This window comes from Streptomyces ureilyticus (assembly GCF_011045025.1).
Taxonomy (GTDB): domain Bacteria; phylum Actinomycetota; class Actinomycetes; order Streptomycetales; family Streptomycetaceae; genus Streptomyces; species Streptomyces ureilyticus.
Map to the genome: position 1 here is coordinate 1 of NZ_JAAKZX010000124.1, position 15135 is coordinate 15135.

Annotated in this window: 17 protein-coding genes; 7 read left to right on the forward strand and 10 right to left on the reverse strand. The window is 71.3% G+C overall.

Annotated features, from left to right (window positions below; all coding sequences use genetic code 11):
* Positions 1-74: 74 nt before the first annotated feature.
* The 5 genes from G6048_RS30710 (at position 75) to G6048_RS30730 (ending at position 5072) form a co-directional block, all read left to right on the forward strand.
* On the forward strand, positions 75-1070 hold the full coding sequence (locus G6048_RS30710; RefSeq protein ID WP_165342870.1) for a DEDDh family exonuclease: 996 nt from the start codon (positions 75-77) through the stop codon (positions 1068-1070).
* Positions 1071-1222: 152 nt separating this feature from the next.
* The gene (locus G6048_RS30715; RefSeq protein WP_165342871.1) at positions 1223-1456 is read left to right on the forward strand and encodes a hypothetical protein; all 234 of its coding nucleotides are present in this window, start codon (positions 1223-1225) and stop codon (positions 1454-1456) included.
* Between the two features lie 76 nt (positions 1457-1532).
* Positions 1533-2327, forward strand: coding sequence for an SURF1 family cytochrome oxidase biogenesis protein (locus tag G6048_RS30720; protein ID WP_165342872.1), 795 nt, complete (start codon positions 1533-1535; stop codon positions 2325-2327).
* A gap of 173 nt (positions 2328-2500) precedes the next feature.
* On the forward strand, positions 2501-4312 hold the full coding sequence (locus G6048_RS30725) for a glycoside hydrolase family 15 protein (protein WP_165342873.1): 1812 nt from the start codon (positions 2501-2503) through the stop codon (positions 4310-4312).
* A 4-nt stretch (positions 4313-4316) separates the two neighbouring features.
* Complete coding sequence (locus G6048_RS30730; RefSeq protein ID WP_165342874.1) at positions 4317-5072, forward strand: SDR family oxidoreductase; 756 nt, start codon at positions 4317-4319, stop codon at positions 5070-5072.
* A gap of 15 nt (positions 5073-5087) precedes the next feature.
* On the opposite strand, the gene amaP is transcribed toward G6048_RS30730, so the two are convergent.
* The 5 genes from amaP to G6048_RS30755 all read right to left on the reverse strand — a co-directional run bounded on the left by amaP (position 5088) and on the right by G6048_RS30755 (position 7501).
* Positions 5088-5666 carry an alkaline shock response membrane anchor protein AmaP gene (gene amaP, locus G6048_RS30735; protein WP_165342875.1) on the reverse strand — a complete coding sequence of 193 codons (579 nt, stop codon included), beginning with the start codon at positions 5664-5666 and terminating at the stop codon, positions 5088-5090.
* A gap of 6 nt (positions 5667-5672) precedes the next feature.
* Positions 5673-6353, reverse strand: coding sequence for a DUF6286 domain-containing protein (locus tag G6048_RS30740; protein ID WP_165342876.1), 681 nt, complete (start codon positions 6351-6353; stop codon positions 5673-5675).
* Positions 6350-6742, reverse strand: coding sequence for an Asp23/Gls24 family envelope stress response protein (locus G6048_RS30745; protein WP_165342877.1), 393 nt, complete (start codon positions 6740-6742; stop codon positions 6350-6352). The genes G6048_RS30740 and G6048_RS30745 overlap by 4 nt, the downstream gene beginning before the upstream one ends.
* Positions 6743-6747: 5 nt before the next feature.
* The gene (locus G6048_RS30750; protein ID WP_165342878.1) at positions 6748-6933 is read right to left on the reverse strand and encodes a hypothetical protein; all 186 of its coding nucleotides are present in this window, start codon (positions 6931-6933) and stop codon (positions 6748-6750) included.
* Between the two features lie 67 nt (positions 6934-7000).
* A complete protein-coding gene (locus G6048_RS30755) occupies positions 7001-7501 on the reverse strand; it encodes an Asp23/Gls24 family envelope stress response protein (RefSeq protein WP_165342879.1) in 501 nt (166 codons plus the stop codon).
* Between the two features lie 89 nt (positions 7502-7590).
* On the opposite strand from G6048_RS30755, the gene G6048_RS30760 reads away from it, so the two are divergent.
* A complete protein-coding gene (locus G6048_RS30760; RefSeq protein ID WP_165342880.1) occupies positions 7591-8331 on the forward strand; it encodes a nucleopolyhedrovirus P10 family protein in 741 nt (246 codons plus the stop codon).
* Between the two features lie 94 nt (positions 8332-8425).
* Here G6048_RS30760 and G6048_RS30765 read toward each other — a convergent pair whose 3' ends face one another.
* The 3 genes from G6048_RS30765 to G6048_RS30775 form a co-directional block, all read right to left on the reverse strand.
* A complete protein-coding gene (locus tag G6048_RS30765) occupies positions 8426-9217 on the reverse strand; it encodes an enoyl-CoA hydratase/isomerase family protein (protein WP_165342881.1) in 792 nt (263 codons plus the stop codon).
* A 132-nt stretch (positions 9218-9349) separates the two neighbouring features.
* Positions 9350-9571, reverse strand: a complete 222-nt coding sequence (locus G6048_RS30770; protein ID WP_006123601.1) for a helix-turn-helix domain-containing protein — start codon at positions 9569-9571, stop codon at positions 9350-9352.
* A 405-nt stretch (positions 9572-9976) separates the two neighbouring features.
* On the reverse strand, positions 9977-11575 hold the full coding sequence (locus G6048_RS30775; RefSeq protein WP_165342882.1) for an ABC-F family ATP-binding cassette domain-containing protein: 1599 nt from the start codon (positions 11573-11575) through the stop codon (positions 9977-9979).
* A gap of 292 nt (positions 11576-11867) precedes the next feature.
* Between G6048_RS30775 and G6048_RS30780 the strand changes: the two genes are divergently transcribed.
* The gene (locus tag G6048_RS30780) at positions 11868-12281 is read left to right on the forward strand and encodes a VOC family protein (RefSeq protein ID WP_165342883.1); all 414 of its coding nucleotides are present in this window, start codon (positions 11868-11870) and stop codon (positions 12279-12281) included.
* Positions 12282-12317: 36 nt separating this feature from the next.
* Here the strand turns inward: G6048_RS30780 and G6048_RS30785 are convergent, their stop codons facing one another.
* On the reverse strand, positions 12318-13721 hold the full coding sequence (locus tag G6048_RS30785) for a hypothetical protein (protein ID WP_165342884.1): 1404 nt from the start codon (positions 13719-13721) through the stop codon (positions 12318-12320).
* Positions 13722-13928: 207 nt separating this feature from the next.
* On the reverse strand, positions 13929-15056 hold the full coding sequence (locus G6048_RS30790) for an alpha/beta fold hydrolase (protein ID WP_165342885.1): 1128 nt from the start codon (positions 15054-15056) through the stop codon (positions 13929-13931).
* Between the last annotated feature and the right edge of the window lie 79 nt (positions 15057-15135).

Below are 15135 nucleotides of genomic sequence, written 5' to 3' on the forward strand. Positions count from 1 at the left end.
GACGGAGGCTCGGGGGTGGGTGGTGCGGACTCCGGCGAACGGGCTGTCAGTCGGGCCCTTTATCCTCGGTGACCATGCTCGAAGACCGTACGACCGCAGCGTCCGCAGCCTCGTGGCCGGCCGCGTATCCGCAGGGATACGCGGTGGTCGACGTGGAGACCACCGGCCTGGCCCGCGACGACCGCATAGTGTCGGCCGCGGTCTACCGGCTGGACGCCCGCGGCGAGGTCGAGGACCACTGGTACACGACGGTCAATCCGGAGCGGGATCCCGGGCCGGTGTGGATCCACGGTCTGACGAACGAGGCGCTTGAAGGGGCGCCTCTTTTCCCGGAGATCGCCGAGGAGTTCGCGGCCCGGCTCGACGGCCGGGTGCTCGTCGCGCACAACGCCGTCTTCGACTGGTCGATGATCGCGCGGGAGTACGCGCGCGCGGAGCGCCAGGCGCCGGTCCGTCAGCGGCTGTGCACCATCGCCCTCTCCAAGGAGCTGGGCCTGCCCCTGGCCAACCACAAGCTGGAGTCGCTCGCCGCGCACTTCGGCGTCGTACAGCAGCGGGCGCACCACGCGCTGGACGACGCGCGCGTGCTCGCCGAGGCGTTCCGCCCGAGCCTGCATGCCGCCGCGCGGGGTGGTGTGCGACTGCCGCTCCTTGAGTGCCGGCCGCTCACCGAGTGGGCGGACGGGCCCGCGCCGCGCATCGGCCCGCAGTCCGGCGGCGGGGGCTACAGCGGTTACGGGCCCGGGAGTTGGCGCCCCTCCCGCAAGCGACCCGCGTGCCCGTACCCCAACCCGGGCCGGTACGAACCGGGCAGACCTCTCAAGCAGGGCATGCGGATCGCGTTCTCCGGGGACACGTCGGTCGACCGCGAGCTCCTGGAGGACCGAGCCGTCGACGCCGGACTCCATGTCTCGACGAGCCTGTCCCGGCTCACCAGCCTCCTCGTCACCAACGACCCGGACTCCGGTACGTCCAAGGTGGTCAGGGCCCGCCAGTTCGGCACCCCGGTCGTCGACGAGGCGGCCTTCGGACAGCTGCTGCTGGATGTGGAGCCGGCCGACGGGGCGTGAGTGACGGGGCGTTCTCGGCCCACGGCGCGAGATTGCCGCGTACGACAAGAGGTCCCGGCGTACGACGAGAGATCCGGGCGTACGGGTGATTGGCGGGCGACTCGCCCCGTGCCCGCTCGCCCGTGCCGTCGCGGCGGCCCACCCTGTGGCGCATGGCACGTTGCGAGGTCTGCGGAAACGACTACGGGATGTCCTTCGAGGTGCACGCGCAGGGCGCGATTCACGTCTTCGACTGTTTCGCCTGCGCCATCCACCGCATGGCACCCATCTGCGAGCACTGTCGCGTCCAGATCATCGGCCAGGGCGTCGAGGTCGGAGGCCAGTGGTACTGCGGGGCGCACTGCGCCCGCTCGGAGGGGAAGGTGGGGATCATCGACAAAGTGTGAGTACCCCCTTCGTACGTTCGCCCTCGGCGGGACCCTCCCGTCGAGGGCCGTTTCATGCGGGGGTAACGTCAATGGGGTGTACCGCTTCCTGTTGTCCCGGCAGTGGGTGATCCTCACGCTGGTCGCCCTGCTCCTCATCCCCACGATGATCAGGCTGGGCTTCTGGCAGATGCACCGCTACGAGGAGCGCACCGCCCGGAACCAGCTGGTCGCCGAGGCGCTGAACGCCAAGCCGGTGCCTGTGGAGAACCTCACCTCCCCCGGACACACGGTCACCACCGACGAGCGGTACCGCAGCGTGACAGCGAAGGGCCGCTTCGACACCGACGACGAGGTCGTCGTCCGTCGCCGCACCAACTCCGACGACGAGGTCGGCTACCACGTGCTGACGCCCTTCGTCCTCGAGGACGGCAAGGTCCTGCTGGTCAACCGGGGCTGGATCCCCGGGGCCCCGACCCAGACGGCGTTCCCCAAGATCCCCGCACCGCCCCGCGGCGAGATCACCGTCACCGGGCGGCTCATGCCCGACGAGACGACCGAGGCGAGCGGCATCAAGAACCTCGAGGGCCTGCCGGACCGGCAGATCATGCTGATCAACAGCGAGCAGGAGGCCCGCCGCCTCGGCGAGCAGGTGCTCGGCGGCTACATCGTGCAGACAGCACCCGCGCCGAAAGGCAATTCCCCGGAGCTGATCGGCAAGCCCGGCGACGAGGACGCCGCCCTGAACTACGCGTACGCGATCCAGTGGTGGCTCTTCGCGGCGGGCGTCCCCGTGGGCTGGGTGATCCTGGTTCGCCGTGAACGCCGGGACCGGGCGGAGGCCGCGGCGAAGACGGACGCGCCGGAGGCGGCGGAACCGGCCTCCGTGTAGGCGGACCGCCCGGAAGCGACACCAGCCGCCCTATAGGCGGACTGCCGGAAGCGACACGGCCGCCGCCGTATGCCCTGACCAACCGCGAGGTGCCACCGGCCGGCCGTACAGCCCGGACCGCCGACACGGCTCCCGCCTGATTGGTCACCGGCCGTGACGGGAACCCGTCACCCGTGCACTCATCGAACGAGCCCAAGGCACCCGTCCCCGCCATCGAGGACTACGCGCTGATCGGCGACCACCAGACCGCCGCCCTGATCGGGCGGGACGGTTCGATCGACTGGCTGTGCCTGCCCCGGTTCGACTCGGCGGCCTGCTTCGCGAAGCTGCTGGGGGACGAGGAGAACGGTCACTGGAGGCTCGCGCCGAAGGGGGCGGGGGCCTGCACGCGGCGCGCGTACCGGCGGGACTCGCTCGTGCTCGACAGCGAGTGGGAGACCTCGGAGGGCACGGTGCGCGTCACCGACCTGATGCCGCAGCGCGACCGCTCCCCCGACGTCGTACGCGTCGTCGAGGGGCTCAAGGGCCGAGTGACCATGCACAGCACCCTGCGGCTGCGGTTCGACTACGGCTCGATCGTGCCGTGGATGCGCAAGTCGGACGGACATCGGGTGGCCGTGGCGGGCCCGGACTCGGTGTGGCTGCGCAGCGAGCCCAAGGTGCGCACTTGGGGCAGGGACTACAGCACGCACTCGGAGTTCACGGTCGCCGAGGGCGAGAAGGTCGCCTTCGTGATGACCTGGCATCCTTCGCACGAGCCGCGCCCCCCGCTCGTCGATCCGCACGCGGCGCTGGCCTCCAGCGTCGACGACTGGCGGGCGTGGGCGGCCCGCTGCCGTTACCGGGGCCCGCACCGGGACGCGGTCGTCCGTTCCCTGATCACGCTGAAGGCCCTCACGTACGCGCCGACCGGCGGCATCGTCGCGGCGCCCACCACCTCGCTCCCGGAGGAGGTCGGCGGCGTACGCAACTGGGACTACCGTTACTGCTGGCTGCGCGACTCCACGCTCACCCTGGGCGCGCTGCTGACCTGCGGCTACCAGGAGGAGGCCGAGGCCTGGCGCGACTGGCTGCTGCGCGCGGCGGCGGGCGACCCGGCGGACCTGCAGATCATGTACGGGCTCGCGGGCGAGCGGCGGATTCCCGAGTACGAGGTGCCGTGGCTGCCCGGATTCCAGGGCTCGCGTCCGGTCCGGGTCGGCAACGACGCCGTACGCCAGTTGCAGCTCGACGTGTACGGCGAGGTCATCGACTCCCTGTCGCTGGCGCTGCGCGCGGGCCTGCCGACCAAGCCGCACATGTGGAGTCTGCGGCTGGCCCTGATGGAGTTCCTGCGGTCGAACTGGCGCCAGCCCGACGAGGGCCTGTGGGAGGTACGCGGTCCGCGCCGCCACTTCGTGCACTCGAAGATCATGGCCTGGGTGGCCGCCGACCGCACGGTCCGGGCCCTGGAGGAGAACCCCGGTCTGAGCGGCGACGCGGAACGCTGGCGCGCGATGCGCGACGAGGTGCACCGCGAGGTGTGCGAGCGCGGCTACGACCCGGAGCGGAACACCTTCACGCAGTTCTACGGCTCCCGCGAACTGGACGCCTCCCTGCTGCTCATCCCCCGTACCGGCTTTCTGCCGCCGGACGATCCGCGGGTGACCGGCACGATCGACGCGATACGCGACGAGCTGGCGCACGACGGCTTTCTGCGCCGGTACTCCTCGGACCAGACGGTGATCGACGGGCTGCCGGGTCACGAGGGCGCGTTCCTGGTCTGCTCGTTCTGGCTCGCGGACGCGCTGCATCTGACGGGGCGTACGAAGGAGGCGCGCGAACTGTTCGAGCGCCTGCTCGCGCTCTGCAACGACGTGGGGCTGCTGTCCGAGGAGTACGACCCCGTCGCATGCCGTCAGCTCGGCAACTTCCCGCAGGCGTTCAGCCATATCGGCCTGGTGGGCACCGCCCTCACGCTGTTCGGCGAGGAGGGGGCAGGATAGGGGCATGGATCTTGGACTGAAGGACCGTGTCTACGTCGTCACCGGGGCCACCCGCGGACTGGGCAACGCCTCCGCGCGGGAACTCCTCGCGGACGGCGCGAAAGTGATCATCACGGGCCGGGACGAGAAGACGGTGGCCGAGGCCGCCGCGGCACTCGGCCCGAACGCCCATGGAGTCGCCGTCGACAACGCCGACCCGGCGGCGTCGGCGAGCCTCGTAGCCGCAGCCCGGGAGCGTTTCGGCGGCTTCGACGGCATCCTGATCAGCGTCGGCGGCCCGGCGCCCGGCTTCGCCGCCGACAACACGGACGAGCAGTGGCAGTCGGCGTTTGAGTCGGTCTTCCTGGGCGCGGTCCGGCTGGCCCGCGCGGCCGCCGCGGAGCTGGCCGAGGGCGGGGTCATCGGCTTCGTGCTCTCCACTTCGGTGTACGAGCCGATCGCGGGCCTGACCATCTCCAACGGCCTGCGTCCCGGACTCGCGGGCTTCGCCAAGTCGCTCTCGGACGAGCTCGGCCCGCGCGGCATCCGCGTCGTGGGCGTGCTCCCGGGCCGTATCGGCACGGACCGCATGCGCCAGCTCGACGGCCTGTCCCCCGACCCGGAGGCCACCCGTGCGGCCAACGAGTCCCGCATCCCGCTGCGCCGCTACGGCACTCCGGAGGAGTTCGGGCGCGCGGCCGCGTTCCTGCTGTCACCGGCCGCGTCGTACCTGACGGGCGTCATGGTTCCTGTTGACGGCGGGGCTCGGCGCGGGTTCTAACGGGTTCCAACGGTTCTAACTGACCCGTTCTGCCCGGTGCTTGACCCCGCGGAGGCGTACCTCGGCGGGCAGCGCGGCCAGGCCGGCGGAGTCCCGGGCGTGGGCAAGGGCCTGGGTCGTCAGGCCCTGCAGCGCGTCGCCGGGGTCGACATGGGGTTCGAGGAGCAGGTGGACCCGTGCTTGAGGGGTGCTCCGCTTGCCGGTGAGCGCCGCCTGTGCGCGCTGCACGCCATCGAGTGCGCCCGCCTCGCCGGTCAGTACGCCCTCCAGGGCGCGCCCGCGCAGCAGGGCCCCCTCGCCGTCGCCGGTGTCGACGAGCACCTCGGCCAGCCGACGCCGTCGTAGTACCGCTGTCAGCCACCACAGGGCGAGCAGCAGGGCGACGGCGAGTACGGCGATGACGGTGGGCCACCACCAGCCCTCGTCCCGCCAGCGGGTCCGGCCCGTGTCGCTCAGCAGCACGTCCCACTGCCCGTCGTGGACCCACCACGAGGGCGGTTCGAGGCCGAGACCGACGGCGAGCACGGAGCCGCCGCCCACGATCAGGAGCAGACCTGCGAGCCCGACGAGAACGCGGTTCACGATCCTCAGCACCGGCCGTCACCCCTTCCGGTTCTTGTTCGCCCGCGCGACATGCACCGACAGGGCGGGCCGCCGGGCCAGCCCGAGCCCCTTGATGCCCTCGGCGAGCGCGGCGTCCAAGTCGGCTCGTACGTCGTCGAGTTCACGGAAGTGCGACGCCGCCCGCACAGTGACCTTCGTCCGCCTCACCCGGACCCGTACCGAGCGCACCCCGGAGACCTCCATGGCCCGGTCACGCAGCGCCATGGCGGCCGCTCCCCGGTGCAGACCGGCCCGTACGTCGGCGTGGGGGCGACGCATCGTCAGTACGTCCCGCATGCCGGGCGTCACCGCGAGCACCAGCAGCCAGACGCCGAGAGCGGCCGCGACCCCGGCGCCGACGAGCACCCAGATGTCGTCGAGGGGCCGCTCGGCGAGCTCCCGGGCGAGGTTTCTGCGCCAGGCCATGGCGGGCCGGTCGAAGCGCACGGAGACGATGTCGTACAGCAGGAGGCCCGTGCCGGCCAGGACCAGCAGCGCGATGATGCTCGCGGGGACCCGGCGTACGGACCAGAAGCGGCCGTTCCCGTCGTTCGCGTCGTCGGCGGTGGGCAGCGGGTCGTAGTCCGCCGCGGACGCCGACTGGCCTAGTTCGCTCTCGGCCGCCTTCTCCATGACGGGCAGCTGACGGGTGCTCTCGGAGCCCTGGGACTCGCTCATTGGGTCCTCCCCTGTGCCGCGCCGCGTGCCTGCGCGGAGTGCAGGCGCTCCACCTGGACGGCGACCTCGGGCACCTCCATACCCGCCAGGGTCCTTACCCGCTGGGTGACTTGGCGACGCACGGCGGCGCACTGGGCACCGATGTCGGAGGGGTAGTCGAGTTCGAGGCCGATCCGGACACGGGCGGTGTCGTGGTGCACGACGACCGTGGCGCGCGGCGGCCCGGCGTCCGGGGGCAGCACGTCCAGGGCCTCGCGCGCCGCCTGCGCGGCGATCTTCGCGACGACCTGGTCGGCGATGCGGAGCCCACCGCGCTCGGCCGGCGCGACGGTCCGGCCGGGGCTGCCGGGCCGGAGGGGTGCTCCCGCCCCGGCGAGCTCACCGGTCACGTGCGTCACCGCCGCCGGTCGCCGCGGGGACGGAAGAAGTCACCGAGTTCCCAGTCGCCCTCCAGGAAGCGGCCGGCCACGAAGCCGACGGCGCCGAGGGCCGCCACGAGGAGGAAGGCACCGAACCCGCCGAAGTATCCGGCGAAGCCCAGCGCCATTCCGGCGATCATGCCGATCGCGGCCATGCTCATGCTGCGCTCCTCTGCGCATCAAGGGGGGCGGAACTACCGGCGGTCCTACTGAAGCCGGGTCTCCGAACTACTGAAGCCGGGTCTCCGTTTCCCCTTCTTCTTCCTCTTCCGGCAGTTTGACATCGCTGACCGCGATATTGACCTCGACGACTTCAAGGCCCGTCATCCGCTCGACGGCCGAGATGACGTTCTCGCGCACGGCGCCGGCGACCTCGGTGATCGAAACGCCGTAGTCGACGACGATCTCCAGGTCGAGCGCCGTCTGCACCTCGCCGACCTCGGCCTTCACGCCCCGGGTCACGGACTTCGCGCCGCCCGGGACTCGGTCCCGCACCGCTCCGAAGGTGCGCGAGAGCCCGCTGCCCATCGCATGCACCCCGAGCACATCGCGGGCCGCGAGCCCGGCGATCTTCTCCACCACACCGTCCGCGATGGTGGTACGTCCCCGGGAGGCCGGGTCGCCTCCCCCGCGCTTGGTCACACTGGGCCTGCTGCGGGGCTGTACATCCGGCGCCCCTTTCTCGGCCTCGGGGTTCTCCGTCCGGTTCCGCTGCGTCACATCCGTCATCGCCCTGCGTCCCTTCCGGCTTGTACTCCTTCCTTCACACTAAGTGTGTTTGTGCGGCAGCGCAGCAGGCGCTGCGGCAGGCTGGAGCAATGATGGCGGACCAGTGGACCCGGGCAGTACGACGTCAGCTCGGCTTCGGCAGACTCCTGCCGCTGGGCGGACCGCGCGACGGCGCCTGGATCACGGAGAAGGCGGCCGAGTCCGTACTGCGCCACGCCGCACGCCATGTGCCGGGCGCACACCTCGGCACACTACGGCTCGCACTCGCCGACCCGGACGAGACGCACGAACCGGCGGTACCGCCACCGCCCAGCGCCCTGCCGCCTGGCCCACTGCGGATCAACGCCGACTTCACAGCCACCCTCGCGACGGGCGAACCCCTCCCGGCCCTCGCGTCCCGCCTCCGCACCGCACTCGCCGAGGCCGCGACGGAGCGACTCGGGCTGACGGTCACGGAGGTGGATCTACGGGTGACGGGGTTGCTGGAGGAGGGGGACGAGACCGACGTGCGTTCTGATGAACGGCAGCAGACCAAGGAACCTGAGCCTGAGCCGACACTGGAAGACGACGAGTCCCGAGTGGCAGCCGCCGCTCTCACTGTCCCGGGCGTAGCCCGCCTGACGGGCACACTCGCCGGCCTGGGCCGCGCGGTGCACATCGAGGAGCACTCCGGTGAGGCAACCCTGCCGCGCCGTCACGTCCGCGTGGAGCTCGAGGTCCACGCGGACCGGCGAGCACTGGAGGTGGCCCGTGAGGTCCGAGAGGCGGCGAGCGATGCACTCCCGGACCACCCATCGGTGGCGGTTCTGATCACAGGGGTCACAGTCTGAGCGGACCAGGTCAGGTGCGCCCCTTTAAGTGGCGCGGGGCTGTATCAATGTGCGGCTCCGCCGCGATGGAGGCCCCGGCCTCCCAGCGGAGCGACTAGTCACCGACCCCGGCAAGGTCCCGCAGCCGCCGCCCCTGCGCCGCGCGCTCCGCGACCCGCTGGTCCTCGTACGTCCGATCCACGGCGCCCTGAAGCAACGCCTTCGTCTCGACGAGCGCATCCCGCGGCGCAGCCAACAACGCCGCCCCCAGATCCCGTACCGCGTCATCCAACTGCCCCACCGGCACAGCCAGATTCGCCAGCCCCGTCTTCACGGCCTCCTCGGCCGTCACAAACCGCCCCGTCGCGCAGATCTCCAGCGCACGGGCGTACCCGACCAGCCCCACCAGCGGATGCGTACCCGTGAGGTCGGGCACGAGCCCGAGGCTGGTCTCGCGCATGGCGAACTGCACGTCGTCCGCGACGACGCGCAGGTCACAGGCGAGCGCGAGCTGGAAGCCCGCCCCGATGGCATGCCCCTGCACGGCGGCGATGGACACGATGTCGCTACGCCGCCACCAGGTGAAACCCTCCTGGTAGCCGGCGATCGTCGCGTCGAGCTCGGCATCGGAACCGCGCGCGAGATCGATGAACGACGGCTCGCCCTCGAACCCCTCCGGCGTGAACGCCTGCCGGTCGAGCCCGGCGGAGAAGGACTTGCCCTCCGCGCGCAGCACGACAACGCGAACGGTGCCCGGCAGCAGCCGCCCCGCTTCGGCCAGCACGCGCCACAGAGCGGGGCTCTGCGCATTGCGCTTGGCCGGATTGGTCAGCGTCACCGTGGCGATCGCCTCGTCGACGGTGAGCCGTACGCCGTCCTTGTCGAGTACCGGGTCGAGCGAAGCCATGGGGCGCCTCCGATGGGTGCGGTCAGAGCGGGTGCCGTACGTACACACCCTCAAGTGACTGCACAGTAACCACCCGGCCGGTCACCCGACCGACCGGGTGGCCACCATCGGAGAACGAGGAGCCGCCCGGCTTCAGGCCGAGGCGGCCTTCTTACCGCGGGTCGCTCCGCCACGCCCTCGGAGCGTGACACCCGACTCGCTGAGCATCCGGTGGACGAAGCCATACGAGCGGCCGGTCTCCTCGGCCAGTGCCCGGATGCTCGCACCGGAGTCGTACTTCTTCTTCAGGTCTGCCGCGAGCTTGTCGCGCGCGGCGCCGGTTACCCGGCTGCCCTTCTTCAGAGTCTCGGCCACCCGTGCCTCCTCATGGGAAGTGCGCTCTGGACTTCTCATGATCACCCCTCAAGAGCTTCCTGGCCACCCATTCGGCAAGGTCCGTAGGACAAGCTTTGAGTCGCGGAAGCTCATCCTCACGAGCGGAATCCGATATTCCGGGCGGCGGTGTCCGTACGGCCGAACGGGTTCACGGGCGAAGGTCCAGGTCAGCGGAGCGGGACGACCGGGCCCTCGCGGGCCGAGAGGCCGGTCGCGAAATCCGTGTAGGACACACCTCGGTACGAGGAGATCTCACACAGATGATGGATCACGGATGAGCCGAATGATCCATACGCAGTTGATCAGTCATTCGATCAAGCCTCGCTGACCCGGTCCCGCCTTCCGGCAGGGACCGGGCGGCGGGCCATGCGGGCCGTACAGGGCTCAGGCGAGGGCGACGAGGTCCGCGTAGTCCGCGCCCCACAAGTCCTCGACGCCGTCGGGCAGCAGGATGATCCGCTCAGGCTGGAGTGCGTCGACCGCGCCCTCGTCGTGGGTGACGAGGACAACGGCGCCCTTGTAGGTGCGCAGGGCGCCCAGGATCTCCTCGCGGCTGGCCGGGTCGAGGTTGTTGGTCGGTTCGTCGAGGAGGAGGACGTTCGCGGACGACACCACGAGGGTGGCGAGCGCGAGGCGGGTCTTCTCGCCGCCGGAGAGGACCCGGGCCGGCTTGTCGACGTCGTCGCCGGAGAACAGGAAGGAGCCGAGCGTCTTGCGTACCTCGACGAGGTCGAGGTCGGGGTTCGCGGAGCGCATGTTCTCCAGCACCGTGCGGTCCGGGTCGAGGGTCTCGTGCTCCTGCGCGTAGTAGCCGAGCTTGAGGCCGTGGCCTTCGATGACCTGGCCGGTGTCGGGCTTCTCCACACCGCCGAGAAGCCTCAACAGGGTGGTCTTTCCGGCACCGTTGAGACCGAGGATGACGACGCGCGAGCCCTTGTCGATGGCCAGGTCGACGTCGGTGAAGATCTCCAGGGAGCCGTACGACTTCGACAGGCCCTCGGCGGTGAGCGGCGTCTTGCCGCAGGGCGCGGGCTCGGGGAAGCGGAGCTTTGCGACCTTGTCGGACTTGCGCTCGGCCTCCAGGCCGGCCAGCAGCTTGTCGGCGCGGCGGGCCATGTTCTGCGCGGCGACGGTCTTGGTGGCCTTGGCGCGCATCTTGTCGGCCTGCGAGTGGAGGGCGGAGGCCTTCTTCTCGGCGTTCTGCCGCTCGCGCTTACGGCGCCTCTCGTCGGCCTCGCGCTGCTGCTGGTAGAGCTTCCAGCCCATGTTGTAGACGTCGATCTGGGAGCGGTTGGCGTCCAGGTAGAACACCTTGTTGACGACCGTGTCGACGAGTTCGACGTCGTGGGAGATCACGATGAAGCCGCCGCGGTAGGTCTTCAGGTAGTCGCGCAGCCAGACGATCGAGTCGGCGTCGAGGTGGTTCGTCGGCTCGTCGAGGAGCAGGGTGTCGGCGTCCGAGAAGAGGATGCGGGCCAGCTCGATACGGCGGCGCTGACCGCCGGAGAGTGTATGGAGGGGCTGGCCGAGCACCCGGTCGGGCAGGTTGAGCGCGGCGGCGATGGTGGCGGCCTCAGCTTCGGCGGCGTACCCGCCCTTGGTGAGGAACTCGGTCTCCTGCCGCTCGTACTGCTTCAGTGCCTTCTCGCGCGTGGCACCCGTGCCGTTCGCGATGCGCTGTTCGTTCTCGCGCATCTTGCGGATCAGGGTGTCCAGGCCACGCGCGGACAGGACGCGGTCGCGGGCGAGCATGTCGAGGTCGCCGGTACGCGGGTCCTGCGGGAGGTAGCCGACCTCGCCGGAGCGGGTGACGGTGCCCGCGGCGGGCGCGCCCTCACCTGCGAGGACCTTGGTGAGGGTGGTCTTGCCCGCGCCGTTGCGGCCGACCAGGCCGATGCGGTCGCCCTTGGCGATACGGAAGGTGGCGGACTCGATGAGGATGCGGGCACCGGCGCGCAGCTCGATACCGGAGGCGGAAATCACGGACAGACTCCAGGGCAGGGTCGATGACGGGGTGGGCGGCTGAAGGCGTTCACGCCGTCTAATGCGCGAGGAGAATGGCCATGGGGCCAGTCTAACGGGGGTCTGCAAGCAGTTTTTCTGTGCGCGCATGTTCTACGTCACCTTTGCGGCCCGGCAGTTCATCGCCCTCGGGTTTTCCGCTCGGAGGGGCGTTGTCAGTGCCTGGTGCAAGACTGAGAAGCAGGCCACATTCAGCAGGTCACATCAGGTATCCGGTCACATTCCGGCGACGAGGCGAGAGGGAGTGATCGCCATGGCGAGCACGGCAGGCGGACGCCCGAGCATCTTTCCGACGCTGCTGTACGGGGACGCGAAGGCGGCGATCAGGCAGCTCACGGAGGCCTTCGGCTTCACGGAGGCGTCGGTGTACGAGGGCGAGGACGGCACGGTGCTGCACGCAGAGCTGGTGCAGGGCAACGGCGCGGTGATGCTCGGCTCCAGGGGCCGCGGCGGCCGCTTCGACGAAGCGATGAAGGGCTCGACGCACACCGGGGTGTACGTCGTGGTGGACGACGTCGACACACACCACCAGCGGGCCGTGGACCACGGGGCGGAGATCCTCATGCCCCCGACGGACCAGGACTACGGATCGCGGGACTACATGGCCCGTGACCTGGAGGGCAATATCTGGAGCTTCGGCACATACGCCCCCGAGATACAGGCCTGACGCCCGCATACAGGCGTGCCCCAGCGAGCGCCGCGCTCAGTTGCCTCCGGTGTGCACCTGGAAGGCGGCGCGGCGTACGGCCCTGGCCAGGGCCGGGTCGGGGTGGGCGGCGGCGAGGGCGACCAGGACCTGCACGGTGCGGGGGTGGCCGACGGCGCGGACCTCGTCGAGGAGCGCGGGCACGGTGGGCTGCACCGCGGACTCCAAGTGCCGTACGAGAAGCGGGGCTTCGCCGTGGTCGGCGACGGCCGCGGCGGTGTCCACCCACAGCCAGGTGGCCTCTTCGCGGGTGAGGATCTCGTGGGCGTCCTCGGGGTCATGACCGTCGTGCACGGCGAGCCACAGCAGGGCGTACGGGCGCAGGTGGACCTCGTCGACCACGGCGCGTACGTCCGGCTCGGCGGGGGCACCGACGACGCGCAGCGCTTCGAAGGCGAGCCCGCGCAGCAGGGCGTCCTCGCCGCGGGCGGCGTCGAGGAGTTCGGTGACGGCGCTGCCGACGGGGCGGGCGGCGAGCCAGGCTCGGTATTCGGCACGGGCCGCGTTGGGACGCAGCTGGGCGCAGCCGCGGAGCATGTCCTCGGCCGGCTGCTCGATGTTCCCGGCGGGGCTCTGCGCGGCGACGCAGATCTGCTCCAGCTTGACCCATACGGCCCAGCTGCCGAGCGGGGTGAGCGTGGCATGGCCGTCGGCGCAGGTGAGGGCGCCCACGGAAGTGAGGGCGTGCAGGGCCCAGTCGAGGAGGGGGGCCAGCGGGGTGTCCTCGGCCGGACTCTCGACGGGCTCCGGCTGCGGCCCGTAGGGGATCTCGCAGCGCTCGGTGCGCAGTTCCGTGACGCGCTGGTCGAGGAGGTCGAGGAGTTGGGTGACGGGGACGGGGCCGGCCGAGAGCTGGAGGAAGGAGAGCACCTGGGGCATCGCGGAGACGACCTCGGCGACAGCTGCGTGCTCCTGGTTCTCGGGTTCCGGGCAGGCGAGCGACCAGGCGTCGAAGAGGGCGACCCAGCCCCGGAGTACGGCACTGTCGTCGCGGTTCCAGGCGCGCAGCCGCCAGCCGGGGCGGGCGCTGTCGCCGTGCACCTCGATGAGGCCCGCGAGCCGTGCGGTGTCCCAGTCCGCGCGGACCTGAGCCGGAGTCAGGGCCAGGTCGTCGGCGGCCCGCCGGGCGCTCGCCTCGGAGAGCGTGCCGGTGCCGTCGGGAGGTGTGCCGTCGCGGTCCCGGCCGGGGCTCAGCGCGGCGTCGGCCCAGCGGGCGACACGGGCCGCGCCGGCGAGCTGGGCGCGCGCCATATGCGCCAGCTCCGCGGGCGCCGGGGTGCCCTCGGGCGGGCGTGGTGCGGGTCGGCGCGTACGCCGCTGGTTCATCGCTCGGGGAGCGGCGGCCAGGGGTCGTGAGCGAACGAGTCGGAGCCTGGAGTCGCGCGGGATACGGGACGTCACAGGGGCAGTCTTCCGGTTGACGGTCCGAAAACCCAAACGGAATGGCGGGGAGGGCTGTACGGGAGGCCAAACACCCCCGGCTCCACGGGCGCTCGCAGGACCCGGACAACCAGGCGATCAGGGGGCAACCGGAAGCCAGGAAGGAGCAACGAAGGAACAGGAAAGAACAGGTAAGGAGGCGAGGGAGGCGAGGGAGGCAGGGAGGGACTACATCAGCGGAGTGAGGAAGCGGCGCAGGGCCTCTTCGTAGCCGGCCGGGTCGGCGTTCCACATGCCACCGTGCGGGGCGTTCCGGACGGTGTGCAGGGTGACCAGGTCGGGGCGGCGGTCGGCGAAGCGGCGGGAGTGCGCCCAGGGGGCGACCGCGTCGTCCGGGCCGTGCAGGACGAGGACCGGCACCTTGAGCAGGTCGGGGTCGGGCGCGCCCTGGACCCGGTCGCCGTACAGGCCCGTGCGGCCTTGAGCTGCGCGGACGGCCAGCGGCAGCAGGGCGCGGGGAGTGCGGCGGGCCGCGGCGAGGGCGCGCAGCGTGGACTCCCAGCTGAGGACGGGCGAGTCCAGCACGAGCCCGGAGATCCGGTCGCGCAGCGCGGAGTGCGCGGCGGCGCGTACGGCCATGGTGGCGCCGGTGGACCAGCCGTACAGGACGACCTGTTCGGCGCCGGAGCGCACGGCGTAGCGGATGGCCGCGTCGAGGTCGGGCCACTCGGTCTCGCCGAGGTGACCCAGGCCGTCGGGCGGGCGGGGCGCGCCGGGGTCGCCGCGGTAGGCGAGGTCGAGGACGGGGAAGCGGAGGCGGTGCAGCAACTCCATGACGTTCATGGGGTGTTCGCGGGTGGTGCCAAGACCGTGCACGGTGATCACCCAGGGTTCGCGGGCGCCGGGCACGAACCAGGCGGGCAGGACGCCGAGTTCGCCGGGGATCTCCACGTCGGTGTGGTCGAGGCCGAGCGCGGTGCCCGGGTCGCCGATGTGCACGTTCGGGGTGAACCACACCTTGTCGCCGGGTTCCAGCGTGCCGTGGGTGACGCGTTCCAGTCGGCGTACGACGGTGTCGGCGGGGTGCGGGGCGGCCTCGACGACCGAACCGACGACGGCGTGGCTCGCGTTGCCGCTCAGGCCGTACATGCCCGGCCGCTGGGAGGCCAGGGCGCGGGTGAGTGTGATCCGCCCGGCCGCCGTGGCGTGCACGGTGAGCCGGGGCTCGGTGGGCAGCGGCCGGTCCGGCGACGCCTTCAGGGCGGCGTCGCTCGCGAAGCGGCCGACCGCGACGGTGGCGGCTCCGGCGGCGAGAGCGGCGGTGACGGCCGCGGCTGTCACTCTCACGGTGCGCACGGGTCCAGTCTCCAGACGCAGCCCGCTGTCGGCCAGCCGAAGGGGCCCGTGAAAAGTGCGCGCCAGGGTCCGTCAGAAG